Here is a 21,748-nt window from a genome sequence, read left to right on the forward strand (position 1 = left end):
TCGCGGCCCGCAGAGGGCGGCGAGCCGGGGCGCCTTGAATGCTCGTGAGGCCGATCAGCGCTCGACGATGGCGAGCACGTCGCGCGCCGAGAGGATCAGCAGCTCCTGGCCGCCGTACTTCACCTCGGTGCCGCCGTACTTGGAGTAGATGACCTTGTCGCCGACCTTGATGTCCATAGGGACACGCTCGTCACCGTCCTCGTTGAAGCGGCCGGGGCCGACAGCGACGACCTCGCCCTCCTGGGGCTTCTCCTTGGCGGTGTCCGGGATGACCAGACCGGAAGCGGTGGTCTGCTCGGCCTCGACGGCCTTGACCACGATGCGGTCCTCGAGCGGCTTGATGTTCACCACAGCGGATCCTTTCTACGTTGTACCCACCGCGTCGTGCGGCGGAAGTTTGCCCTGTGACTCACCGGCTCCCGGGCTCCGGTCGCCGTCGCGGGGGTCGACCTGAGCCTTTGCGGAGCCGGCACTGTCACAGGCTGAGTGCCACTGGCGAATCTAGCACTCGCATACGTCGAGTGCTAACTGCCGTCCGACACTCTTCATTCCGTTCGGGCGGGCAGGATGGGGACATGCGATTCGGACCCGCGCCGACCCACACCATCGCCCATCTGAGCGACCCGCACCTGCTCGCGGACGGGCGCCGGCTGCACGGGGTGATCGACGTGATCGACAACCTGCGCCGCACCCTGGACCAAGTGGTTCGCACCGGTCGGTCCATCGACGCGATGGTGTTCACCGGCGACCTCGCCGACCTCGGCGAACCGGACGCATATCGCGCACTGCGTGAGATCGTCGAGCCCGCGGCTAAGGAGTTGTCCTGCACGGTCATCTGGGTCATGGGCAACCACGACGAACGTGCGCCGTACGCCCGCGGGCTCTTCGATCTCGCGGTGGACGACGAGCCGCAGGATCGCGTGTACGACCTGCGCGGGCTTCGGGTGATCGCGCTGGACAGCACGGTGACCGGCTACCACCACGGTGCGATCGACGACGACCAGATCGCCTGGCTGGCAGACCGGCTGAGTACGCCCAGTCAGTACGCCACCTTGCTCGCGCTGCATCACCCGCCACTGGTCTCGGCTGTCGACCTGATGAATGTCATCGGCCTCGACAACCAGGACGCCTTCGCATCGGTGCTGCGTGGCAGCGATGTCCGGGCGATCCTGGCCGGGCACCTGCACCACAGCTGTCACGGCACGTTCGCGGGCATCCCGGTCTCGGTGGCGGCCGCGTCCTGCTACTCCCTGGACGGCGGGGCGCCGAACGGAGCGCTGGTCGGGGTCGACGGGCGTCAAGGCTTCGACCTGGTCGACATACATCCGCACGGGCTGGTGCACACTCACATTCCGCTCGGCTCTCCCCCGGTGGTCAGCGGGTTCTCGCCGCAGGTGCAGGACGCGCTGGCCGCGCTCTCGCCGGCGGAGCGCCGCGAGGCCTTCTCCAGCAAGTCCTCCACCTGGACGCCGTCCTGATGGATGCCTTTCTCGTCGAGCGAATCCTGTCGGACGACGGCCGTTCGCTGCTCGACTCGCTGCCTTCGTACGACCCTGCTTCGGTGATGGCGTTGACGACGCGACTGCGCGCACAGGGCCACGATCCCGAACTCGTCAGTGCCGTGCTAACACAGTCGGCGCTGCGACACAGGGCGGTGGAGAAGTTCGGACCCGACGCCGCGCGGATGTTCTTCACTCCCGACGGACTCGAGCAGGCCACCCGTCCGCGCATCGCCGACGGGCACGCGGCCCGCTTCGCAGCCGCGGGCGTGAACCACGTGTACGACCTCGGTTGCGGAATCGGCTCGGACGCACGGGCATTCGCTCGCGCCGGACTTGCCGTGCACGCATTCGACCTGGACCCTGCGACTGCGGCGATCGCACGCGCGAACCTGCCCGGCGGTACGACGGTGTCGGTCGAGGACGTCACGACCGCCGACGTCCCCTCACACGTGGGTGTCTGGCTCGATCCGGCGCGGCGCACCTCGGGCGTTGCCGACATCACCGGCCGGACCAGGCGCACCTTCCGGCTGGAGGATCTCCTGCCGTCCTGGAATTTCGTCACCGCTCTGGGGGCCTCCGGACGAGCGGTGGGCGCCAAGCTCAGTCCTTCCTTCCCACGCTCGGCACTCCCCGACGGAGCGTCGGCGCAGTGGACCTCCCTCGGTGGCGAGGTGCTGGAGTGCTGCGTCTGGTTCGGCCCTGTCGCCGACGACTCGCGGTTCACGGCTCGCGTCCTCACTGCAACGGACGACGTCGTGATTCGCAGCGAGCACATCGCCGCAGAGACCGACAGCGTCGACGGCCTGGCAGCCTTCCTCTACGAAGCTGACCGGGCGGTCGTGCGTGCAGGGGTGACCGGCGCGCTCGCCGACGCAGTGGACGGCACCGAACTGGCCCCCGGCCTCGGCCACGTCACCGGTGACGTGCGTGTCGATGTTCCGTACGCCCGGCGCTACCGCGTCCGGCAGGCGGTGCCGTTCAACATCAAGAACCTACGAGCATGGTTGCGTTCCAACGACATCGGGCGAGTCACGGTGAAGAAGCGCGGTGTGAGGTTCGACGATGCCCGCTTCGTACGCGACCTCAAGCTCAAGGGCGACGCGAGTGCCCTCATCCTGGTGACCAGGTTGGCGCAATCCCAGATCGTCCTCGTGCTCGAGCCGGACGATTCCGACGAACCGGACCCTCGCCCGTAGCCTGAGCGCGATGATCAGAACCGTCTCCGTCCTCACCGTCAGCGCTCTCGCCCTATCGGCGTGCAGCGGCGACCCCGGCGGCCCGTCCGCCGGGACGACGTCGCCGGGAACCGCCGCGGTGACACCCACGACCTCTCTTTCGTCCGGCACGTCCTCGGTCGAACCGACGCCGAAGCCTTCGTCGACGACGTCACCGGGTGCATCCTGCGTGGACGGCCTGCTGCGATCTATGTCGCCGGCACAGCGCGCCGGCCAACTGGTGATGGTCGGGCTGGACGCGAGCATGTCCGCCGAGTCACTCGACACGATGATCAAGGACCATCACATCGGCAACATGTTCTTCATCGGCGGCTGGCGCACGACCTCTCGAGTGAAAAGCACCTCCGATCACGTTCAAGCACAAGCGAATTCGTCGTCGCCGAAGAGTGTCGGGTTTTTGATCGCCGCCGACCAGGAGGGCGGCCAGGTTCAGCAGTTGAAGGGTGACGGCTTCTCTGCGCTCCCGTCGGCGCTGCGCCAGGGCACGATGTCGTCTGCGGACCGAGCCGCCGTCGCACGAACGATCGTCCGCGAACTGAAGGCGGTGGGCGTCAACGTCGACCTCGCCCCGGTCGCCGACACCGTGCCGCCGGCGAACCCGCGCTCCAACGAACCGATCGGACGCTGGGGTCGCCAATACGGGAACAACCCCGCGAAGGCCGGCTCCGCTGTCGCCGAGGTGGTGCGGACGATGCAGGCGGGCGGCTTGCAGAGCACGCTCAAACACTTCCCCGGCCTCGGTCGGATCACCGGCAACACGGACTTCACCGCCGACGGCATCGTCGACGACCAGACCTCGGCTGACGACGAATACCTGCGCCCCTTCCGCGACGGGATTGCCGCCGGTGCCCCGTTCGTCATGGTGTCGTCGGCCTACTACTCGAGGATGGACGCCGAGAACCAGGCGATCTACTCGCCGAAGATCATCGACGGCGTGTTGCGCAGACAGCTCGGCTTCGGGGGAGTCGTAATGAGCGATGACCTGAATGCCGTTGCGGTACGTGATCTTCCGGCCGGTGAACGCGTGGTCAAGATGGTGCGCGCGGGCGGCGATGTGGCGCTCACCGGACTCGCGTCCGCGGCGCCGCTCATGGCGAGGGCACTGACCGCCGAAGCCGCGAAGGACCCTGTTTTCCGGGCGAAGCTGAACGCGTCGGTGAAACGGGTACTGATGGCCAAGACCGCGATGGGCCTGACGTCCTGCTCGGGGCGCGAGTAGTCCGGAGTCAGACCGAGACCGTGCTGACCGGCAGGCTCGAGTCCGTGCCGAGGTCGAGGCTCGACGGCGTGAGTCCGCGAGCGACGACCTGGGCCCCGAGCGCTGCGACCATCGCCCCGTTGTCGGTGCACAGCCGGATCCGCGGGACGCGCAGGCTGATTCCGGCTGCGGCACAACGCTCTTCGGCCATCGTCCGCAACTGGGTGTTCGCGGTGACTCCTCCGCCGATCTGCAGATCCTTGATGCCGTGGTGCTCGCACGCGTCGATCGCCTTGCGAGTGAGCACGTCAGCCACGGCCGCCGAAAAGCTCGCGGCGACGTCGGCGAGCGGCACGTCCAGACCGTCGCGTTCGCGCTCCTGCACCCAGCGCACGACCGCGGTCTTCAGGCCCGAGAACGAGAAATCGAAACGATGCTTCTCCATGTCGCGCGCCGACGTGAGACCCCGCGGGAAACGGATGGCGGTCGGATCCCCTTGCTGCGCAAGCCGATCCAGGTGCGGTCCTCCCGGATAGGGCACACCGAGCACCCGCGCCACCTTGTCGTACGCCTCGCCGGCGGCGTCGTCGATCGTCCGGCCCAGCGAAGTCACGTCGGACGCGATGTCGCGCACGATCAGCAGATCGGTGTGCCCGCCGGAGACCAGCAGGGCCATCGTCGGCTCCGGCAACGGGCCGTGGTCGAGCACGTCGGCGCAGACGTGTGCACACAGGTGGTTCACCCCGTACAGCGGCTTGTCGAGCGCCCATGCGACCGCCTTTGCCGCCGAAACCCCGACCATGAGCGCACCGGCGAGACCGGGTCCTGCAGTCACGGCCACCGCGTCGACGTCTGCGAGGGTGAGTCCGGCATCGTCGCATGCTCGCTCGATGGTCGGGATGATCGCTTCGAGGTGTGCCCGACTGGCGACCTCGGGCACCACCCCGCCGAAACGGACGTGTTCGTCGACACTGCTGGCGAGGGAGTCGCCGAGCAACGTGGTGCCGCGTACGAGCGCAACTCCGGTCTCGTCGCAGGAGCTCTCGATCCCGAGAACGACAGGCTCACTCATCGTCTGCCTCCAGCAGCGCTCGCATGATGATCGCGTCGACACCGTCCGGCTGGTAGTAGCCGCGGCGCACGCTGATCTGCTCGAAACCGTTGCGGTCGTACAGCTTTCGCGCGGCAACGTTGTCGGCGCGGACCTCGAGCATCAGTGCCTCGGCGCCGGACGACACAGCCTCGGCGCGCATCCAGTCCAACAGTTCTTGCGACAGCCCGGAGCGACGTCCCCGGGGTCGGACGGCGATCGTCATCACGTCGGCGACATCGCCGGGACAGTCGACTCCCGCATACCCGACCACCCCCTCGTCGTCCTGCGCGATCAGGTAGCGACGCTGAGGACGACCGGCGAGCTCGGACCACCAGGTGGTCTCGCTCCACGCCTCGTGCCCGAAAAGCTCCCGGTCGATCCTGGTGAGTTCGGGGATGTCGCTCCAGTGCATCTCGCGCGTGATCATGGCCGGCGCCGTTGTCCGGCAAGTGAGGTGAGCGCCGACTTCTGGCCGGCCGACGGGACGGCGTCCGGCTGCCGCAGATACAGGGGTTGCAACGGCAGCAGCTCCCCGCCGTCGCGCAGACGGGACCCGACCAGCAGGCCCAGGTGAGCGGCACTCACGTCGGCCGGCTCCATCGCCGAGGCGAACACTTCGGGATAGAGCCTCGCTCCCCGGCCGGCCGCCGGCAGCACTCGAACCTCATCGGGGAGGCCTGCCGGTTTGTGCACCTGCGGCTCGCTCTCGCGTTCACCGCGCAGGTACCGCGCCCAGTAGACCTCCTTGCGACGTGCGTCGGTGGCGACGACGAACTCCTCCACGTCGCTCGTCGCGACTTGATGCGCGATGGCGTCGAGGCTGCAGACCCCGTGGGCCGGGACACCGAGAACATACGAGAGCGTGGCCGCCGTGGTGATTCCCACCCGCAGACCGGTGAACGGACCGGGCCCGACGCCGACAGCGAGCGCCGTGACGTTCGCCCGGGTGACCCCGACCCCGTCGAACAGGTCACGAACGAGCGGCATCAGGATCTCGGTGTGGCGGCGCGCGTCGACGACGGTCTGCTCCGCGACGACCTCTGCACCGGACACCAGGGCGACGGTGACCGCCGAGGTCGAGGTGTCCAACGCCAGCAGCAGCCCACTCATGACGCGACCTGCGCAGCAACCGATTCGAAGCGAGCGCCGTTGGGTCGCAACCGAATCGATCGGACCTCCGTCGACGTGTCCACATCGATGACCAGTTCCAGACGCTTTTGGGACAGTTCCTCGGCCAGACCGGCACCCCACTCGATGACCGTCACCGCCTCGTCCAGTTCGGAGTCGAGGTCAAGGTCATCCAGTTCGAGAGAGCCATCCAGGCGATACGCATCCACGTGCACCAACTCCGGACCGCCGACGAGCGAAGGATGGACGCGGGCGATCACGAAGGTGGGGGAAGTGATCGGTCCACGCACACCGAGTCCCTCGGCGATTGCCTGGGTCAACGTGGTCTTGCCCGCACCGAGGCCGCCGGTCAGCACGACGACGTCGCCGGCACGCAGCAGCGCGCCAAGACGACGGCCCCAGGTCTGGGTCGCTTCACGATCGGGCAGCGTCACAGGCGGAAGGCTCATCGGGCCGCCTTCTGCTTCTTCTCCAGCACACCCTTGCGCCTCGGCCGTAGGTCGGTGACGGTGCGCGGCACCGTGGAACGGCGCTTGCTGGGTGGTTCGACGACGGCGCGGGAGGCACGTTCGGCGAGCGCGACGATCTCGGTGTTGACGATCTCCGGGTGCTCCAAGGGGAGCATGTGGCCGGAGTTCTCGACGACGATGTACTCGGCGTGCGGCATCTTCGCGACCATGACATCGGCGTGGGCACGCGGGACGATGCGGTCCTGCTGACCGTGGATCACCAAGGTCTCGATGCCGTCGAACTCGGCCAACACGTCGGTGCGTTCGTGGTCGACGAGGGTCGGCATGAAAGCGGAGATGACCGACATCGGGGTCTCGAAGATCATGTCGGCGGTGTAACGCACGACGGCCATCGGTACGTCCGAACCGAACGAATACCGATGCACGAGATAGCTTTCCACGTCCTTGCCGAGTTCGAGGACGCGTTCGACGGTGCTCTGCCTTGCGGACAGCCGGGCGACGGTGCCGGGACCGAGGCGGTGCACGGCGGCGCCGACCTGCTTGCCGAGGCCGAAGTCGAGCGTGCTCAGCGCTCCCGAGCTCGTGCACACGAAGCCGGCACCGACCACGCGTTCGCGGATGATCTCCGGGAACTGTTCGGCCATCGCCATCATCGCCATGCCACCCATCGAGTGGCCCATGAGGATGAGTGGCCCGTCGGGGGCGGCTTCTGTGATCACCGCGTGCAGGTCACGTCCCAGCTGGGCGATCGTGTAGGACGACTCCTCGCCTTGTTCGGACAGGCCGTGGCCTCGGTGATCCCAGAGCACCACCCGAAATCCGGCTTCTCGCAACGCTTTTCGCTGGAAGTGCCACACACCGTGGTGCTGGGTGTAACCGTGCGACAGCACGACGGTGGGTCGCTCGCCGATTTTCGCGCCGACCGGGTCGTCGATCTCCACGTGCAGCGGCACGGCGTCGCTGATCACGACGTCCTCGTGGTCGGGTATGTCGTCGTAGTCGACTTCGAGACCGAGTTCGATCGCGGTGCGGCGAGCCTTCAGCAGCCGATCGGCCGCGACTCCCGCGGCCGTGGCAGCACCGGCAGCCAGGATGCCGACGCCGAGACCGAGCAGTCCACCGTCACTCGCCATGGTGCCCACCTCCGACGTACACCCGCGGCAGGCGCGAGCTCATCCGGGCGACGATCTCGTAGCTGATCGTGTCGTTGGCATCGGCCCAGTCCTGCGCCGTCGGGACGCCGAGTTCGCCGTCACCGAACAGGACGACTTCGTCCCCGGCACTCACCTGCGCGTCGCCGACGTCTACGACGAACTGGTCCATGCAGACGCGTCCGGAGATCGTGTAGCTCGAGCCACCGATCTGTACCGGTGCCCTGTTCGAACCCGACCGTGGGACGCCGTCCACGTATCCGATCGGCACGTCGACCACCGTCGTCTCGTGATCGGGCGCATAGGTGTGTGCGTAGCTGACCCCCTGACCGGCCGGAATCCGTTTCACCACAGTCGCATTCGCGCTGACGGTCATGGCTGCACGCAGTCCGTAGTCAGCTGGTCGGCCGAGGTCGGGCACCGGCGACAGACCGTAGACCGCCAGCCCCGGACGCACCATGTCCCAGGCCGCCTGCGGCGTCGTCAGTGTCGCGGCGGAGTTCGACATGTGACGCACCTCGAGGTCGAACCCGGCACGTTCGCAGTCACGGACAGCGTCCGCGAACTTCTCCTGCTGCTGCAGCACGGTGGGGTGAGTGGGCGCATCGGCGAACGCGAAGTGAGTGAAGACGCCGACGACCTTCACAGCGCCCTCGGCGACATACGGACCGGCGGCCGCGACCAGCGCGTCCCAGTCGGCGCCGTAGGCTCCGTTGCGGGCGAGGCCGGTGTCGACCTTGCACTGCACCCGCGCTGTCCGCCCGACCCGGCGCGCCGCTTCGACGACCGCGTCGAGTTCCCAGACCGCCGGCACCCCGATGTCGATGCCGGACACGATGGCCCGGTCGAAGTCGGTCCCCGGCGCGTGTAACCAGGAAAGCACCGGCTCCTCGACGCCGGCTGCACGCAGTTCGAAGGCTTCGTCCATCTGGGCCACGCCGAGCCAACTCGCTCCCCCGGCCACCGCTGCCCGGGCGGACGGGACCAGCCCGTGCCCGTACGCGTCGCCCTTGACGACGGCCATCACCTCGGCATCGCCGGCGAAGCCCTTCAGGGTGCGGACGTTGGCGGCGATGGCGTCGAGATCGATCGTGACGCGGGCGGGCGCACCGCCGGACAGGGATGAGGACATAGCGCTCCCATCATCCCACCCGTGGTCAGCGTTCGGACGCTTGCCGCCGGCGAGGCCGGTCACAGAAACTCGGCGACGGCCCGACCCGCGCAGCGAGCCACGTCGAGGGCACGGACGGGCCCTCCCGGGTTGGCCAGGTGAGCGGCGCGGCCGTGCAGCAACACTCCGAGGGCACCCGCTTCGGTCACGCCGAGCCCGGAGGCGACCAGTGCGCCGATCATTCCGGCCAGGACATCTCCCGAGCCCGCCGTGGCCAGCCAGGCCGGTCCGTCGGTCTGGCTGACGAGCGGCCCTCGCGTCGAGGACGGCGGCACGATCAGCGTGGTCGCACCCTTGAGCAGGACGTGCGCGCCGAGCGCGTCTGCCACCACTCGGGCACCCGGCACTCCTTGAGTGTGCTCCAGCCCCAGCCGCTGCGCCAGACGCTTCAACTCGCCGGCATGAGGAGTGAGCAGTGTCGGTGCGGAGCGAGGTTCGTCGAGCAGGTCGAGGGCACCTGCGTCGAGCACGATCGGAAGGATGTCGTCCAGGAGTTCATCGACCAACTCCGGCGCTCCCCCGTGACCGTCCCAACCCGAGCCGAGCAGCCAGGCCTGAACGCGTCCGGGCCCGCTGACGATCTCCGGGACGCTTCCCAACACCAGGTCGGTCGCGCGACGCGGGCCGATGTAACGCACCATCCCGACACCGGTGGTGACGGCCGCAGTCACGCCCAGGACGGCGGCGCCAGGGTAGGACTCGCTGCCGGTCATCACACCCAGGACGCCGCGCGAGTACTTGTCGTCGAACGCACCGGGGGTCGGCCAGAGCCGGGTTGCGTCGCTCGCTTCGTAACGGACTACGGCGGGCGAATCCGGTTCGGGCACGCCGATGTCCACCACGGTCAACTGTCCGCACGCTGCTTCACCGGCAGGCAGGAGATGGCACGGCTTCAACAGGCTGAAGGTCACCGTCTCGTCCGCGTACAGGCAGTCGGCGGCCACCACGCCGGACGGATCGACACCCGACGGCAGGTCGACCGCGATGACGTAGGCATCGTTCGCGAAGAGGTCGGGCAGGTTCTCCAAGTGCTTGGGCAGGCCCGGCGACGCACCGATCCCGACGATCCCGTCGATCACCAGGTTGGCTTCGGCAAGTGCCTCGGCGGCAGCTGCGGGCACCTTTCCCGACCGCCACTCGATCGGCACCACACCTTCCGCCGTCGCTGCAGCGAGCGCCTCCTCGTGGGTGCGCGATCCGACCAACAGCGCGACGACGTTCAGGTCGAGCCGGGCCAGGTGGGCTGCGGCGTACAGCGCGTCTCCCCCGTTGTCGCCCGACCCGGCCAGCACGACCACCCTGCCGTCCTCGTCCGACCGGGCGCGAGCAACCTCTGCCAGGCCGAGCGCCGCGCGCTGCATCAACTCGCCGGGCTCGAGCTCCCTCTTGACGGCCTCCTCGGCCGCACGGACGTCGTCGATGCTGAATGCGCGGATCACTGTGTCCCCCAGTCGAATTCGTTCGGTAAATCGGACGGTGACTCATATGGCGAGGGCAGGTCGTGCGACGGCGACGACCCTTCGGCCACCACCATCGCAGTGACGAAGTCGCCGTCGTGGGAGATCGACAGATGGAACCGCTCGACGCCGAGTGCGCGGGCGCGGGCCGCGACCGTACCGGTCACGTGGAACCAGGGTTGCCCGACATCGGTCTTGTGCACCTCCGCGTCGGTCCACGCCAGGTCGCCGGGAGCGCCGAGCGCCTTCGCGATCGCCTCTTTGGCGGCGAACCTGCCCGCCACGGAGGACGGCGAACCCGCCTGTTCACGGTCGGTGAACAGGCGGGTCGCGAGTGCGGGCGTCCGCTCGAGCGTCGCGGTGAACCGGCTGACGACCACCAGGTCGACGCCGACTCCGACGATCGCCATCAGCGGGACCTCGTGCGACGCAGGATCACTCGACGGTGACGGACTTGGCCAGGTTGCGCGGCTGGTCGACGTCCAAACCCTTCGCGGTCGACAGCTCGAGGGCGAAGACCTGCAACGGGACGACGGTGAGCAGCGGCTGCAGCAGCGGCGAGGTGTGCGGCACGCGGATGACCTCGTCGGCGAACGGGACGACGGCCTCGTCGCCCTCCTGCGCGATCACCAGGGTGCGAGCGCCGCGGGCGCGGATCTCCTGGATGTTCGAGACGACCTTTCCGTGCAGTCCGTGCGGGGTGTCCGGCCCGGGCACCACGATGAAGACCGGCTGGCCGGCGTCGATCAGCGCGATCGGTCCGTGCTTGAGCTCACCGGCGGCGAACCCCTCGGCGTGGATGTACGCGAGCTCCTTGAGCTTGAGCGCGCCCTCCATCGCCACCGGGAAACCGACCTGACGACCCAGGAAGAGCACCGAGCGGGTGTCGGCCATGAAGCGGGCGATCTCGCGGACGCGGTCCATCGTGCCGAGCAGTTCCTCGATCTTGCCCGGCACTTCCTGCAGTTCGGCGAGCACCGCCTTGGCGTCCTCGGCGTAAGTGCCGCCACGCAGCTGCGCGAGGTAGAGACCGAGGATGTAGCAGGCGGTGATCTGTGCCAGGAACGCCTTGGTCGAGGCAACCGCGATCTCCGGGCCGGCGTGGGTGTAGAGCACGGCGTCCGACTCGCGCGGGATCGTCGAACCGTGGGTGTTGCAGATGCTGATCGTGCGAGCACCCAACTCGCTGGCGTGCTTGACCGCCATCAGGGTGTCCATGGTCTCGCCGGACTGGCTGATCGACACCACCAGCGTGCGCTCGTTGACGATCGGATCGCAATAACGGAACTCGTGGGCGAGCGCGACCTCGACCGGGATGCGGGCCCAGTGCTCGATCGCGTACTTGGCGACCATGCCGGCATACGCGGCGGTGCCACAGGCGACGATCGTAATGCGGTCGACGGCCTCGAGTTCGTCCTCGCTGATGCGAAGTTCGTCGAGCACGAGCGAGCCGTCGTCACCGGTGCGGCCGAGCAGGGTGTCGCCGACGGCGTGAGGCTGCTCGTTGATCTCCTTCTCCATGAAGGTGTCGTAGCCGCCCTTCTCGGCGGCAGCGGCGTCCCAGGTGACCTCGAAACGCTTGCCCTCGGCGGGACTGCCGTCGAAGTTGATGACCTTCACCTCGTCCGGGGTGATGGTGGCGATCTGGTCCTGCTCCATCTCCATCGCCTGCCTGGTGTGACCGATGAATGCGGCGACGTCGGAGCCGAGGAAGTTCTCGCCCTCACCCAGGCCGACGACGAGCGGGCTGTTGCGGCGAGCTCCGACGACCACGCCGGGCTGGTCGGCGTGCACCGCCAGCAACGTGAAAGCACCCTCGAGGCGCTGGACGACGCGGCGCATCGACTCGGTGAGATCACCGTCGAACTCGCGAGCGAGCAACTGAGCCACGACCTCGGTGTCGGTCTCGCTGGCGAACTCGATGCCGTCGGCCAACAACTCGTTCTTGAGGCTGTGGAAGTTCTCGATGATGCCGTTGTGGATGAGCGCGAACTTGCCGTCGGTACCTCCGCGGTGAGGGTGGGCGTTCTCGTCGGTCGGGCCGCCGTGCGTCGCCCACCGGGTGTGCCCGATCGCGGTGCGGGAGGCGTCCATCGGGTGCGCCTCGATCTCGGCGATCAGGTTGGCGAGCTTGCCGGAGCGCTTGCGCACCTCGACCTCGTCACCGCTGACCAGCGCGACGCCCGCAGAGTCGTACCCTCGGTACTCCAGCCGGGCCAACCCCTCCATGACGACGTCAAGGGCCTTCTGGTCGTCGCTCTTGCCGACGTATCCGACGATTCCACACATGGTCGACAGCCTAGAGCCTCCGCCCGAGTGGCCTGTCCAGGTGCGGTATCCGACACAATGTCGGACGTGTCACGTCCGACAATTTCGGCAGAGTCGCCGTATCTGGAGTTCAGTCGCGCTCAATGGGCCCGGCTGCGCGACCAGCACCCGATGAGTCTCGGCCTGAACGACGTCCGCCGACTGCGTGGCGCCGGCGAGCGGATCGATCTCGCCGAGGTCGAAGAGGTCTACCTGCCCCTGTCGCGACTGCTCAACTTCTACGTCGGTGCCACAGCGGGCCTGCATCGGGTCACCTCCGACTTCCTCGGCGAACGTCCGGAGAAGACTCCGTTCATCATCGGCGTCGCCGGATCGGTCGCGGTCGGGAAGTCGACGACGGCGCGCATCCTGCGCGAGTTGCTGGCCCGGTGGGAGGGCACGCCACGGGTCGAACTCATCACCACGGACGGCTTCCTGTTCCCCAACGCCGAACTGCAACGGCGCGGCATCCTCAACCGCAAGGGTTTCCCGGAGTCGTACGACCGCCGGTCACTGGTGCGCTTCGTGGCGGAGGTGAAGTCGGGCAAGCAGGAGGTCTCGGCGCCCGTGTACTCACACCTGACCTACGACATCGTCGAGGGCGAACGAGTCGTCGTGCGCCAACCCGACGTGCTGATCGTCGAAGGACTCAACGTCCTGCAGCCCTCCCAGGCCATCGCCGGACGCCGCAACACGCTCAACGTGTCGGACTACTTCGACTTCTCGGTGTACGTCGACGCGAGGGAGAGCGACATCCGTCGCTGGTACGTCGACCGCTTCCTCGGACTGCGTCAGACCGCGTTCGCCGATCCGGACTCCTACTTCCACCGGTACGCATCACTCACCGACGAGCAGGCGGTCGACCGGGCGAACCAGATCTGGGAAGAGATCAACCTGCCGAACCTGGTGGAGAACGTCGCGCCGACCAGGAGCCGGGCAACGCTCGTCCTCAGCAAGGGTGGCGACCACGGCGTGAGCCGGGTCAGCCTGCGCAAGCTCTAACGCCGCTGGGCCCGCGCGGACTGCTCGTCCTGCGCATCGAACTCGGTGCCGTAGCTGTCGTTCTCGGAATCGAGATAGCGGTCATCGTCCTCGTCGTCGCCGAACTCGACGTGGTCGAGAAGCTCCTCGTCGGCTTCGAACTCCTCGTCGTCGACAGCCGGGTTGGTCCGACGGTGACGCACCCAGAGCACCATGAAGATCGCGGCGAAGACGGCGAGCACGATCGCGGCGCCGAGCAGGCCGCCGAAGATGCTGAACAGCAGACGGGATGCACCGGTCGCCGGGGTGCCGCCGCTCTCCTCGTTCTCGAAGGTGGGGGCCGACGAGTTCCCCCAGGCAGCACCAACCACACCGGCCAGTACGGCCAGCACGAACCCGATCACCCAGTACAGCGCTGTCAGCGCGCGATTTCCCACCATGACTCCCCCAACATACCGACCCGACCCGCGCCCTTTTCACCGATTGCGGGAACCCTGTGAAAGGACGCGGGACGGCACCGATCGGTGCCGCCCCGCGTTCGCGCCGAGATCAGACGTCGGCCTGTTCCAGCAGATCGGTGACCAGTGCGGCGATCGGGCTGCGCTCGGAGCGGGTCAGCGTGACGTGTCCGAACAACGGGTGCCCCTTGAGCTTCTCGATCACGGCGGCGATGCCGTCGTGTCGCCCGACCCGCAGGTTGTCGCGTTGCGCGACGTCGTGGGTGAGGACGACCCGCGAGTTCTGCCCCACTCGCGAAAGCACGGTGAGCAGCACATTGCGCTCGAGCGACTGTGCCTCGTCGACGATCACGAACGCGTCGTGCAGCGACCGCCCGCGAATGTGCGTCAGCGGCAGCACCTCGAGCAGCTCGCGGTCCATGACCTCCTCGACGACCTCGCGCGAGACCACCGCGCTGAGCGTGTCGAAGACGGCCTGCGCCCAGGGCCCCATCTTCTCGTTCTCGGTACCTGGCAGGTAGCCGAGCTCCTGGCCGCCGACGGCGTACAGCGGACGGAACACGATCACCTTGCGGTGCTGGCGACGCTCCATGACGGCTTCGAGTCCGGCGCACAGGGCCAGTGCAGACTTTCCGGTGCCGGCGCGTCCGCCGAGGCTGACGATGCCGACGTCGGGGTCGAGCAACAGGTCGAGCGCGATGCGCTGTTCGGCCGACCGACCGTGCAGGCCGAACGCGTTCCGATCGCCTCGGACGAGACGGACGCTCTTGTCGGCCATGACGCGCCCGAGCGCGCTGCCGCGCGGCCCGAGCATGACCACGCCTGTGTTGCAAGGCAATTCGGCGGCGGCGGGCGATTCGAGGCGGGACTCGTCGTACAGGGAGTCCATCTCCTCGGCGGTGATGTCGAGTTCGCTGATGCCGGTCCATCCGCTGTCCGGAGCAAGCTCCGCGCGGTACTCCTCGGCGTTGAGTCCGACCGCGGACGCCTTCACGCGCATCGGAAGGTCCTTGCTCACGACCGTCACCCCGCACCCCTCGTTCGCCAGGTTGCGGGCGACCGCCAGGATGCGGGTGTCGTTGTCTCCCAAGCGAAATCCGGCCGGCAACGAGTTCGGATCGGTGTGATTGAGCTCGACGCGCAAGGTGCCGCCGTCACCGATCGGCACCGGCGAGTGCAGGCTGCCGTGCTGGACGCGCAGGTCGTCCAGCATGCGCAGCGCGGAGCGGGCGAAGTAGCCGAGTTCCGGGTGATGCCGTTTGCCCTCGAGCTCACTGATCACCACGACCGGGAGCACCACTTCGTGTTCGGCGAAACGCGTCATCGCGCGTGGATCCGACAGGAGCACCGACGTATCGAGCACGTACGTGCGGGGGCTGTCCAGTTCAACGGTCATGCCGACTCCTCTTGCGCGCGATCTCTCGCGGCTACTCGCGGATGGTGTGCCGGTTGCCGGCCCGAGTGAGGACCGGGACCGGCCCTCTCATCCGCAGCGTGGGTCGCTGCATGAAGTGGGCCTCCCGAACGGCGAACGGGCGTTCGTCGTGATTGGAATCTACGACCAGGCCCGGCACGGAATCGCGCCCATTCGACCGGCGTGTTGCGGATTCACCGACTGTTCAAGCGCCGGAGTCGTCCCGTTCGCCACACCAGTCCCAAAGGCCCCATCTGGGGGTGCGGGCCTGCGTCAGCACGGGACGTGGCCGGCAACGGGAACCCCTGCCGACCCCGTCCCGTTCGAAGCCCGTCCGAAAACCGGCACCACCAGCGGACGATGAGTCGACGGTCACTTACCCATCCGGCGGTCACGGGTGGCGTAATCGCGCAACGCGCGAAGGAAGTCGACGCGACGGAAGTCGGGCCAGTAGGCCTCACAGAAGTAGAACTCGGAGTACGCGCTCTGCCAGAGCAGGAAGCCGCCCAAGCGCTGTTCGCCGGAGGTGCGGATCACCAGATCGGGATCGGGCTGCCCCTTGGTGTAGAGGTGTTCGGCGATGTGCTCGACGTCGAGGATCTCGGCGAGTTGCTCGATGGAGGTGCCATCGGCCGCGTGTGCCCGTAGCAGGGAGCGGACCGCTTCGGCGATCTCCTGGCGTCCGCCGTACCCGACCGCGATGTTGACGATCAGTCCGTCGACGTCCGCGGTCTGTTCGGACGCCTCGCGCAGCACCTCCTGGGTGTGTTCGGGGAGCATCGCCAGGGCGCCCACCGGGTTGATCTTCCACTGCTCGCGACCGGCGAGCTCGCAGACCACGCCTTCGATGATGCCGACGAGCGGCTCGAGTTCTTCGGTGGGTCGGTTCAGGTTGTCGGTCGACAACAACCAGAGGGTGACGACCTCGATGCCCATCTCCTCGCACCAACCGAGGAAGGGGGCGATGTTGTCGGCACCGGCCTTGTGCCCCGAGGCGGTGTCGGTGCCGCGGGCCTTGGCCCAGCGCCGATTGCCGTCGAGCATCACGCCGACGTGCCGCGGCAGGTTCTCCGTCGGCAACGAACGGGCCAGTTGGCGCTCGTACGCGCCGTAGACGAGGTCACTCGGTCCGCGCATCGCGGTCTGCTCCTTCGTCATGCCTCTGGGTCACCACCTAGCCAACGATATGCCCGTGGGAGGTTCGGACCACCGCGACCGGTTCCGGCGCGCCGCCCTACGATCTGATCATGAGCCAGATCGGGCAGCGCGTGGAGGAATTCGGCGAGGACGCCGCCCGCATGTTGCGCATGGTGAAGCCGAAGCTTCGCGGCTGGTTGCACACCGGCATGTTCCCGCTTGCGATGATCGCCGGGTTGCTCCTGGTCGTGATCACCCCGACGCTGAGCGGACGAGTCGGCGCGGCGGTGTTCACGATGACCGCCGGTCTGCTGTTCGGTGTGTCGGCGGTATATCACCGCGGCAATTGGTCACCGGCGTACGAGGGATTCCTCAAGCGCTTCGACCACGCCAACATCTTCCTGATCATCGCCGGCACCTACACGCCCTTCGCGCTCACGCTTCTACCCCGTGACGAAGGCACACAACTGCTGATCATCGTGTGGGGCGGCGCGATCGGCGGGGTGTTGTTCCGGGTGTTCTGGGTGAGCGCCCCGCGCTGGTTGTACGTGCCGATCTACGTCGCGCTCGGCTGGGTGGCGATCTTCTACTTCGGTCCGCTGTACCGCGCCGGCGGTCCGCTGATCATCTCGCTCATCGCGTTGGGCGGACTGCTGTACACGGCCGGTGCGGTCGTGTACGGATTCAAGCGTCCAGACCCGTCACCGCGCTGGTTCGGCTTCCACGAGATCTTTCACGCGCTGACCCTGCTGGCGTTCAGCGCGCATTACACGGCCGTGCTGCTCGCGGTGCTCAAGCTGCCACAGACCAACGCCTGAGGTCAGGCTGCCGGGCCGTTCTTCGACGGGTCCGTCGGCTCGTCCGTGGCCGGGTCGGCACCCTCACGCCTGCGGCTGGTCAGGTCGCCGGCTTCGTAGCGCACCCGGCGCATCCGCTTGTTCATGCTGCGGAACAGGAACCAGCAAGCCAGACCGAGGAAGAACAGGACCAGGAATCCCGGCAACCCGGCGGTGACATTGCTCGCGGCTTCTTCGGCGCGCATCAGGACAGCTTCCGTTCGCGGACCTCGTCGACGACCGGCTCCGCCGGCGGGTTCAGGGCGAGTTCGTCGGCAGCCTGCACGTCGTCCGGGAGGTCTGCGAACAGGTCCTCTTCGTGCAGTTCCTCGGCCGGCTTGACGTAGGAGATGGCGAGCTCGAACTCCTCGGTCGGCCAGATCGTGGCTTGCTCGGCAGCCGAGAGTGCGAAGAACGACCCGTCCGGGTCGATCTGCGTGGCGTGCGCGAGGAGCGCTCGTTCGCGGTGTTCGAAGAAGCCGGACGCATCGACGCGGGTCGTGACCCGGACGGGGTCGCGGTCCTCCCAGCGGGCCAGCCAGTCGGTGAAGGGCGATTCCTTGCCGAGGCCCAGCAAGCCTTCGTGCATCGCAGTCAGCTTCTCGCGGGAGAATCCACGGTCGTAGTACAACTTCAGCGGCTGCCATGCAGGGCCGGCGTGCGGGAACTGCTCGGCGTCACCGGCGGCCTTGAACGCCGCCATCGAGACGTCGTGGCACATGATGTGGTCGGGGTGCGGGTAGCCGCCGTTCTCGTCATACGTCGTCATCACGTGCGGACGGAACTCGCGGATCACCCGGACAAGCGCCTCGATGGTGACCTCCAACGGCTCGAGCGCGAAGCAACCGTCCGGCAGCGGAGGCAGCGGATCGCCTTCCGGCAGACCGGAGTCGACAAAACCGAGCCAGGTGTGCTCGATGCCGAGCACCTCCTGGGCAGCCGCCATCTCGCGACGCCGGACCTCGGGCAGGTTGCGCTTGATCTCGGGGTCGTCCTGCAGTCGGGGATTGAGGACGTCCCCACGCTCGCCCCCGGTGCAGGTGGCGACCATGACGCGGTAGCCGTCGGCGACGTACTTGGCCATCGTCGCGGAGCCCTTGCTCGACTCGTCGTCAGGGTGCGCGTGCACCGCCAGGAGTCGCAACTGCTCTGTCACTCGTTCCACCTCGTCCTCAACGTTGTTGAACCGCCGCATATTCTCTCATTCCATGACCGACCTTCCGGACCACCCGGTCTCCTCGCGCCGCGACCTGTCGGCGGACGAGGAGGAGGAGCGCTCGTCGACCGGTTTCCGCCCGGGTGGCACCAAGCGCTGGTGGATCGCCGCAGGCGTCCTGATCACCCTCGCCGCACTGACCGCCACCTGGTTCGGCATCTCCGCCACCCGGGGCATCTCGTGGGGACAAGCCGGTGTGAAGGTCGTGAACGACCGGCAGGTCGACGTCACGTTCGACGTCGTCGACCAAGGTGACCGGCCGGTGCGCTGCACCCTGGTCGCGTACGACGTCAAACACGCGACGGTCGGTCGGGTGAGCGTCGAGCTGCCGCCGAGCTCGCACTCCAGCACCCGCTACACCCGATCGGTCCGCACCGTCACACAGGCTGTGACCGGCGAGGTGACACACTGTGAACTGCGCTGAGAACGCCGCCGAGCGCCACTCACATTTGCCCGATCGGTGTGACATTCGACATCGCTGGGCGTAACATCGTGCTTTCACGAATCCGAAGGTCTGGGCCCCGCTGCTGAGAGCGAGCCGCCCAGACCTCGACTTTTAACAAGCTTGGCGGGACCGTCCTGCCACAAGGGAGATGACCGTGACCAGCACTGCCGACGCTTCGGCGACCTTCCTCACCCAGGAGGCGTACGACCGCTTGAAGGCCGAGCGAGACCACCTCCTTGGTGAAGGTCGCATCGAGATCGCAAAGCGCATCGAAGAAGCCCGCCTCGAAGGCGATCTGAAGGAGAACGGTGGCTACCACGCCGCCAAGGAGGAGCAGGGCAAGATGGAGGCCCGCATCCACCAGCTCGAAACCCTTCTGCGCAACGCGGTCGTCGGCGAGAAGCCGGCGGACGACGGCATCGTCGAGCCCGGCATGGTCGTCACCGTCGAGATGTTCGGCGAGAAGGAGACCTTCCTGCTCGGCAACCGCGAGATCGGTGGCGACACCGACCTCGACGTTTACTCCGAGAAGTCGCCGCTTGGCGCCGCCCTGCTGAACAAATCCAAGGGCGACGAGGCCGAGTACGAGACCCCCGCGGGCAAGACCGTCAAGGTCAAGATCCTGGACGCCACCCCCTACGACGGCTGACTCCGGCGCACACGAGCGGCCCCGCACTCCATCGGAGTGCGGGGCCGCTCGCTCGTTCTCGCGAGGTCTACTTGGCGACGGCCTTCTTGTACGCGCGGGTCGAGAGCGGAATGAAGATCGCCAGCAACACCAGGGCCCAGATCGCCGAGTACAGCACCGGGTGTTCGAGTGCCCAGGTGTAGCGGGTGGCCTTCTCGACCGCTGCCGGATCTTGTCCGCCGGAGAGGGCATACAGGTTGCCGAAGCCTTCGCGAGCGGCCTGGGTGATCGTCGAGACCGGGTTCCAGCCGGCGAACGCCTTCAACGCCGACGGCATGTTCTCGCTCGGTACGAAGGTGTTGGCGATGAAGGTGACGGGGAAGATCACCATGAACGAGGCGTTGTTGACGACCTCGGGCGAGCGCACCTTCAGCCCGATGAACGCGAACAGCCAGGACAATCCGAAGGCGAACAGCAGCATCAGCAGGTAGGCGACGGCCGCGTCCAGGAAGCTGCCGCGGATGCGCCACCCGATCAGCAGACCGGTCAGCGACATCACGATCAGCACCAGGACGTTGTTGAGCACGTCGACGAAGGTGCGGCCGAACAGCACCGCGCTCGGGTGCATCGGCAGCGTGCGGAACCGGTCGATCACGCCCTTCTGCATGTCCTCGGCCATCATGAACCCGGTGATCGTGGCGCCGAAGATGATCGTCTGGGTGAAGATGCCGGCCATCATGAACTCGCGATAGCCACCCTGTACCGCGGCGCCGGACCCGGCGAGCGAACCGAAGACGTAACCGAACAGCAGCACGAACATGATCGGCTGCAACGTGGTGAACACGATGAGGTCGGGCACCCGCTTGATCTTCAGCAGGTTGCGTTTGGCGATCGTCAGCGAGTCGTTGAGGAAGGCGGTCATCGGACGTTCTCCTTGACCGGCTCGTCCGTCCCGTCGGCGTCCTCGGCCGGACGGCCGGTCAGTGACAAGAAGGCGTCGTCGAGCGTCGGTCGGCGAATACCGATGTCCTGCACGGAGATTCCTTCTTCGTCGAGTTGGCGGACCGCTGCGAGCAGCGACTGCGTGCCACCGTTGACCGGGACCGTCACCCGGCGACCGTTCTGGTCGGTCTTCGCCTGTCCGTCACCGATGTGGTCCAGGACCCGGAGCGCGTCCTCGACCCTGTCGGGTTCGGTCACGGTGATCTCCAATCGCTCGCCGCCCACTTGAGACTTCAAGTCGTCGGCGGTGCCCTCGGCGATGATGCGGCCGTGGTCGATCACGACGATGTTGTCGGCCAGCCGGTCGGCTTCTTCGAGGTACTGGGTGGTGAGCAGCACCGAGGTGCCTTCCCCCACCAACGTGACGATGACGTCCCACATGTCACCGCGACTGCGTGGGTCGAGACCGGTGGTCGGCTCGTCGAGAAAAATCACCGGAGGCCGGGCCACCAGCGCGCCGGCGAGGTCGAGCCGTCGGCGCATTCCGCCGGAGTACGTCTTCGCGGGACGGTCGGACGCGTCGTCGAGCCGGAACTGTGACAACAACTCCCGCGCCCGAGCCTTCGCCTCCGACTTTCGCAGGTGGTACAGCCGACCGACCATCTCGAGGTTCTCGTAGCCGGTGAGGTATTCGTCGACGGCGGCGTACTGACCCGAGACACCGATCTTGCGGCGGACCTCCTGCGCCTGGGTGGCCACGTCGGCTCCGCCGACCTGGGCGCGGCCCTCGTCGATCGGGATCAACGTGGTGAGCATTCGCACGGTGGTGGTCTTGCCCGCTCCGTTGGGGCCGAGGACGCCGAGCACGCTGCCCTGCGGCACCCGCAGCGAGACACCGTCGACCGCCTTCACGTCCTTGAAGTGTTTGGCCAGGCCTTCGGCCTCTACCGCTAGTGACATGTCGCATACTCTGCCACCT

At 67.4% G+C, this 21,748-nt stretch carries 24 protein-coding genes; 7 read left to right on the plus strand and 17 right to left on the minus strand.

The genetic code is table 11. The features are described from left to right. Window positions 1–54 precede the first annotated feature (54 nt). Window positions 55–348 (minus strand): co-chaperone GroES, encoded by a 294-nt coding sequence (gene groES, locus FB459_RS15750; protein WP_205744757.1) that lies wholly within the window; start codon window positions 346–348, stop codon window positions 55–57. A gap of 227 nt (window positions 349–575) precedes the next feature. Here groES and FB459_RS15755 point away from each other — a divergent pair, with 227 nt between their 5' ends. The 3 genes from FB459_RS15755 to FB459_RS15765 are packed head-to-tail and all read left to right on the plus strand — an operon-like array spanning window position 576 to window position 3,956. Then, window positions 576–1,478, plus strand: coding sequence for a metallophosphoesterase (locus FB459_RS15755; protein WP_141929167.1), 903 nt, complete (start codon window positions 576–578; stop codon window positions 1,476–1,478). Then, a complete protein-coding gene (locus FB459_RS15760) occupies window positions 1,478–2,698 on the plus strand; it encodes a class I SAM-dependent methyltransferase (RefSeq protein WP_141929168.1) in 1,221 nt (406 codons plus the stop codon). Before FB459_RS15755 ends, FB459_RS15760 begins: the two co-directional genes overlap by 1 nt. A 10-nt stretch (window positions 2,699–2,708) precedes the next feature. Beyond that, a complete protein-coding gene (locus tag FB459_RS15765) occupies window positions 2,709–3,956 on the plus strand; it encodes a glycoside hydrolase family 3 N-terminal domain-containing protein (protein WP_141929169.1) in 1,248 nt (415 codons plus the stop codon). 7 nt (window positions 3,957–3,963) lie between these two features. Here FB459_RS15765 and tsaD read toward each other — a convergent pair whose 3' ends face one another. The 9 genes from tsaD to glmS are packed head-to-tail and all read right to left on the minus strand — an operon-like array spanning window position 3,964 to window position 12,694. Further along, window positions 3,964–5,007 (minus strand): tRNA (adenosine(37)-N6)-threonylcarbamoyltransferase complex transferase subunit TsaD, encoded by a 1,044-nt coding sequence (gene tsaD, locus FB459_RS15770; protein WP_141929170.1) that lies wholly within the window; start codon window positions 5,005–5,007, stop codon window positions 3,964–3,966. Continuing rightward, complete coding sequence (gene rimI, locus FB459_RS15775; RefSeq protein ID WP_246092494.1) at window positions 5,000–5,455, minus strand: ribosomal protein S18-alanine N-acetyltransferase; 456 nt, start codon at window positions 5,453–5,455, stop codon at window positions 5,000–5,002. Before rimI ends, tsaD begins: the two co-directional genes overlap by 8 nt. Beyond that, window positions 5,452–6,138, minus strand: coding sequence for a tRNA (adenosine(37)-N6)-threonylcarbamoyltransferase complex dimerization subunit type 1 TsaB (gene tsaB / locus FB459_RS15780; protein WP_141929171.1), 687 nt, complete (start codon window positions 6,136–6,138; stop codon window positions 5,452–5,454). Before tsaB ends, rimI begins: the two co-directional genes overlap by 4 nt. Beyond that, a complete protein-coding gene (gene tsaE / locus FB459_RS15785) occupies window positions 6,135–6,605 on the minus strand; it encodes a tRNA (adenosine(37)-N6)-threonylcarbamoyltransferase complex ATPase subunit type 1 TsaE (RefSeq protein ID WP_141929172.1) in 471 nt (156 codons plus the stop codon). Before tsaE ends, tsaB begins: the two co-directional genes overlap by 4 nt. Then, window positions 6,602–7,759 (minus strand): alpha/beta fold hydrolase, encoded by a 1,158-nt coding sequence (locus FB459_RS15790; RefSeq protein WP_141929173.1) that lies wholly within the window; start codon window positions 7,757–7,759, stop codon window positions 6,602–6,604. The genes tsaE and FB459_RS15790 overlap by 4 nt, the downstream gene beginning before the upstream one ends. Next, window positions 7,749–8,909, minus strand: a complete 1,161-nt coding sequence (alr, locus tag FB459_RS15795) for an alanine racemase (protein ID WP_141929174.1) — start codon at window positions 8,907–8,909, stop codon at window positions 7,749–7,751. The genes FB459_RS15790 and alr overlap by 11 nt, the downstream gene beginning before the upstream one ends. 59 nt (window positions 8,910–8,968) lie before the next feature. Then, entirely contained in the window at window positions 8,969–10,387 is a 1,419-nt protein-coding gene (locus tag FB459_RS15800; RefSeq protein ID WP_141929175.1) for an NAD(P)H-hydrate epimerase, read from the minus strand. Continuing rightward, window positions 10,384–10,815, minus strand: a complete 432-nt coding sequence (locus FB459_RS15805; protein ID WP_141929176.1) for a holo-ACP synthase — start codon at window positions 10,813–10,815, stop codon at window positions 10,384–10,386. Before FB459_RS15805 ends, FB459_RS15800 begins: the two co-directional genes overlap by 4 nt. Before the next feature lie 25 nt (window positions 10,816–10,840). Continuing rightward, a complete protein-coding gene (glmS, locus tag FB459_RS15810) occupies window positions 10,841–12,694 on the minus strand; it encodes a glutamine--fructose-6-phosphate transaminase (isomerizing) (RefSeq protein WP_141929177.1) in 1,854 nt (617 codons plus the stop codon). Window positions 12,695–12,751: 57 nt separating this feature from the next. Here glmS and coaA point away from each other — a divergent pair, with 57 nt between their 5' ends. Continuing rightward, on the plus strand, window positions 12,752–13,714 hold the full coding sequence (gene coaA / locus FB459_RS15815) for a type I pantothenate kinase (protein ID WP_141929178.1): 963 nt from the start codon (window positions 12,752–12,754) through the stop codon (window positions 13,712–13,714). On the opposite strand, the gene FB459_RS15820 is transcribed toward coaA, so the two are convergent. The 3 genes from FB459_RS15820 to FB459_RS15830 all read right to left on the minus strand — a co-directional run bounded on the left by FB459_RS15820 (window position 13,711) and on the right by FB459_RS15830 (window position 16,702). After that, a complete protein-coding gene (locus FB459_RS15820; RefSeq protein ID WP_141929179.1) occupies window positions 13,711–14,133 on the minus strand; it encodes a hypothetical protein in 423 nt (140 codons plus the stop codon). The genes coaA and FB459_RS15820 overlap by 4 nt on opposite strands. Before the next feature lie 109 nt (window positions 14,134–14,242). Then, the gene (gene phoH2, locus FB459_RS15825; RefSeq protein ID WP_141929180.1) at window positions 14,243–15,547 is read right to left on the minus strand and encodes an RNA 5'-3' helicase PhoH2; all 1,305 of its coding nucleotides are present in this window, start codon (window positions 15,545–15,547) and stop codon (window positions 14,243–14,245) included. A gap of 390 nt (window positions 15,548–15,937) precedes the next feature. After that, the gene (locus tag FB459_RS15830) at window positions 15,938–16,702 is read right to left on the minus strand and encodes an isoprenyl transferase (protein WP_141929580.1); all 765 of its coding nucleotides are present in this window, start codon (window positions 16,700–16,702) and stop codon (window positions 15,938–15,940) included. A 110-nt stretch (window positions 16,703–16,812) separates the two neighbouring features. Between FB459_RS15830 and trhA the strand changes: the two genes are divergently transcribed. Further along, window positions 16,813–17,520 (plus strand): PAQR family membrane homeostasis protein TrhA, encoded by a 708-nt coding sequence (trhA, locus tag FB459_RS15835; protein ID WP_141929181.1) that lies wholly within the window; start codon window positions 16,813–16,815, stop codon window positions 17,518–17,520. A gap of 2 nt (window positions 17,521–17,522) precedes the next feature. Here trhA and FB459_RS15840 read toward each other — a convergent pair whose 3' ends face one another. Together FB459_RS15840 and mca are read right to left on the minus strand one after the other, a co-directional pair. Continuing rightward, a complete protein-coding gene (locus FB459_RS15840; RefSeq protein WP_129625972.1) occupies window positions 17,523–17,744 on the minus strand; it encodes a hypothetical protein in 222 nt (73 codons plus the stop codon). Then, the gene (gene mca / locus FB459_RS15845; protein ID WP_141929182.1) at window positions 17,744–18,694 is read right to left on the minus strand and encodes a mycothiol conjugate amidase Mca; all 951 of its coding nucleotides are present in this window, start codon (window positions 18,692–18,694) and stop codon (window positions 17,744–17,746) included. The genes FB459_RS15840 and mca overlap by 1 nt, the downstream gene beginning before the upstream one ends. 52 nt (window positions 18,695–18,746) lie before the next feature. On the opposite strand from mca, the gene FB459_RS15850 reads away from it, so the two are divergent. Next, window positions 18,747–19,178, plus strand: coding sequence for a DUF4307 domain-containing protein (locus tag FB459_RS15850; protein WP_141929183.1), 432 nt, complete (start codon window positions 18,747–18,749; stop codon window positions 19,176–19,178). Between the two features lie 169 nt (window positions 19,179–19,347). Beyond that, entirely contained in the window at window positions 19,348–19,848 is a 501-nt protein-coding gene (gene greA, locus FB459_RS15855; protein WP_275578169.1) for a transcription elongation factor GreA, read from the plus strand. A gap of 67 nt (window positions 19,849–19,915) precedes the next feature. Here greA and FB459_RS15860 read toward each other — a convergent pair whose 3' ends face one another. Continuing rightward, window positions 19,916–20,749 carry an ABC transporter permease gene (locus FB459_RS15860; protein ID WP_141929184.1) on the minus strand — a complete coding sequence of 278 codons (834 nt, stop codon included), beginning with the start codon at window positions 20,747–20,749 and terminating at the stop codon, window positions 19,916–19,918. After that, window positions 20,746–21,729, minus strand: coding sequence for an ATP-binding cassette domain-containing protein (locus tag FB459_RS15865; RefSeq protein ID WP_129625977.1), 984 nt, complete (start codon window positions 21,727–21,729; stop codon window positions 20,746–20,748). The genes FB459_RS15860 and FB459_RS15865 overlap by 4 nt, the downstream gene beginning before the upstream one ends. Between the last annotated feature and the right edge of the window lie 19 nt (window positions 21,730–21,748).

Source organism: Yimella lutea (genome assembly GCF_006715095.1).
Taxonomy (GTDB): Bacteria; Actinomycetota; Actinomycetes; order Actinomycetales; family Dermatophilaceae; genus Yimella; species Yimella lutea.

What these genes read in the sequence shown, in the direction of transcription:
- FB459_RS15755 (WP_141929167.1), top strand. Translation starts at nt 576, where the DNA reads ATGCGATTCGGACCCGCGCCGACCCACACCATCGCCCATCTGAGCGAC.
- FB459_RS15760 (WP_141929168.1), top strand. Translation starts at nt 1,478, where the DNA reads ATGGATGCCTTTCTCGTCGAGCGAATCCTGTCGGACGACGGCCGTTCG.
- FB459_RS15765 (WP_141929169.1), top strand. Translation starts at nt 2,709, where the DNA reads ATGATCAGAACCGTCTCCGTCCTCACCGTCAGCGCTCTCGCCCTATCG.
- tsaD (WP_141929170.1), bottom strand. Translation starts at nt 5,007, where the DNA reads ATGAGTGAGCCTGTCGTTCTCGGGATCGAGAGCTCCTGCGACGAGACC.
- rimI (WP_246092494.1), bottom strand. Translation starts at nt 5,455, where the DNA reads ATGATCACGCGCGAGATGCACTGGAGCGACATCCCCGAACTCACCAGG.
- tsaB (WP_141929171.1), bottom strand. Translation starts at nt 6,138, where the DNA reads ATGAGTGGGCTGCTGCTGGCGTTGGACACCTCGACCTCGGCGGTCACC.
- tsaE (WP_141929172.1), bottom strand. Translation starts at nt 6,605, where the DNA reads ATGAGCCTTCCGCCTGTGACGCTGCCCGATCGTGAAGCGACCCAGACC.
- FB459_RS15790 (WP_141929173.1), bottom strand. Translation starts at nt 7,759, where the DNA reads ATGGCGAGTGACGGTGGACTGCTCGGTCTCGGCGTCGGCATCCTGGCT.
- alr (WP_141929174.1), bottom strand. Translation starts at nt 8,909, where the DNA reads ATGTCCTCATCCCTGTCCGGCGGTGCGCCCGCCCGCGTCACGATCGAT.
- FB459_RS15805 (WP_141929176.1), bottom strand. Translation starts at nt 10,815, where the DNA reads ATGGCGATCGTCGGAGTCGGCGTCGACCTGGTGGTCGTCAGCCGGTTC.
- glmS (WP_141929177.1), bottom strand. Translation starts at nt 12,694, where the DNA reads ATGTGTGGAATCGTCGGATACGTCGGCAAGAGCGACGACCAGAAGGCC.
- coaA (WP_141929178.1), top strand. Translation starts at nt 12,752, where the DNA reads ATGTCGGACGTGTCACGTCCGACAATTTCGGCAGAGTCGCCGTATCTG.
- FB459_RS15820 (WP_141929179.1), bottom strand. Translation starts at nt 14,133, where the DNA reads ATGGTGGGAAATCGCGCGCTGACAGCGCTGTACTGGGTGATCGGGTTC.
- phoH2 (WP_141929180.1), bottom strand. Translation starts at nt 15,547, where the DNA reads ATGACCGTTGAACTGGACAGCCCCCGCACGTACGTGCTCGATACGTCG.
- FB459_RS15830 (WP_141929580.1), bottom strand. Translation starts at nt 16,702, where the DNA reads ATGCGCGGACCGAGTGACCTCGTCTACGGCGCGTACGAGCGCCAACTG.
- trhA (WP_141929181.1), top strand. Translation starts at nt 16,813, where the DNA reads ATGAGCCAGATCGGGCAGCGCGTGGAGGAATTCGGCGAGGACGCCGCC.
- FB459_RS15840 (WP_129625972.1), bottom strand. Translation starts at nt 17,744, where the DNA reads ATGCGCGCCGAAGAAGCCGCGAGCAATGTCACCGCCGGGTTGCCGGGA.
- FB459_RS15850 (WP_141929183.1), top strand. Translation starts at nt 18,747, where the DNA reads ATGACCGACCTTCCGGACCACCCGGTCTCCTCGCGCCGCGACCTGTCG.
- greA (WP_275578169.1), top strand. Translation starts at nt 19,348, where the DNA reads ATGACCGTGACCAGCACTGCCGACGCTTCGGCGACCTTCCTCACCCAG.
- FB459_RS15860 (WP_141929184.1), bottom strand. Translation starts at nt 20,749, where the DNA reads ATGACCGCCTTCCTCAACGACTCGCTGACGATCGCCAAACGCAACCTG.
- FB459_RS15865 (WP_129625977.1), bottom strand. Translation starts at nt 21,729, where the DNA reads ATGTCACTAGCGGTAGAGGCCGAAGGCCTGGCCAAACACTTCAAGGAC.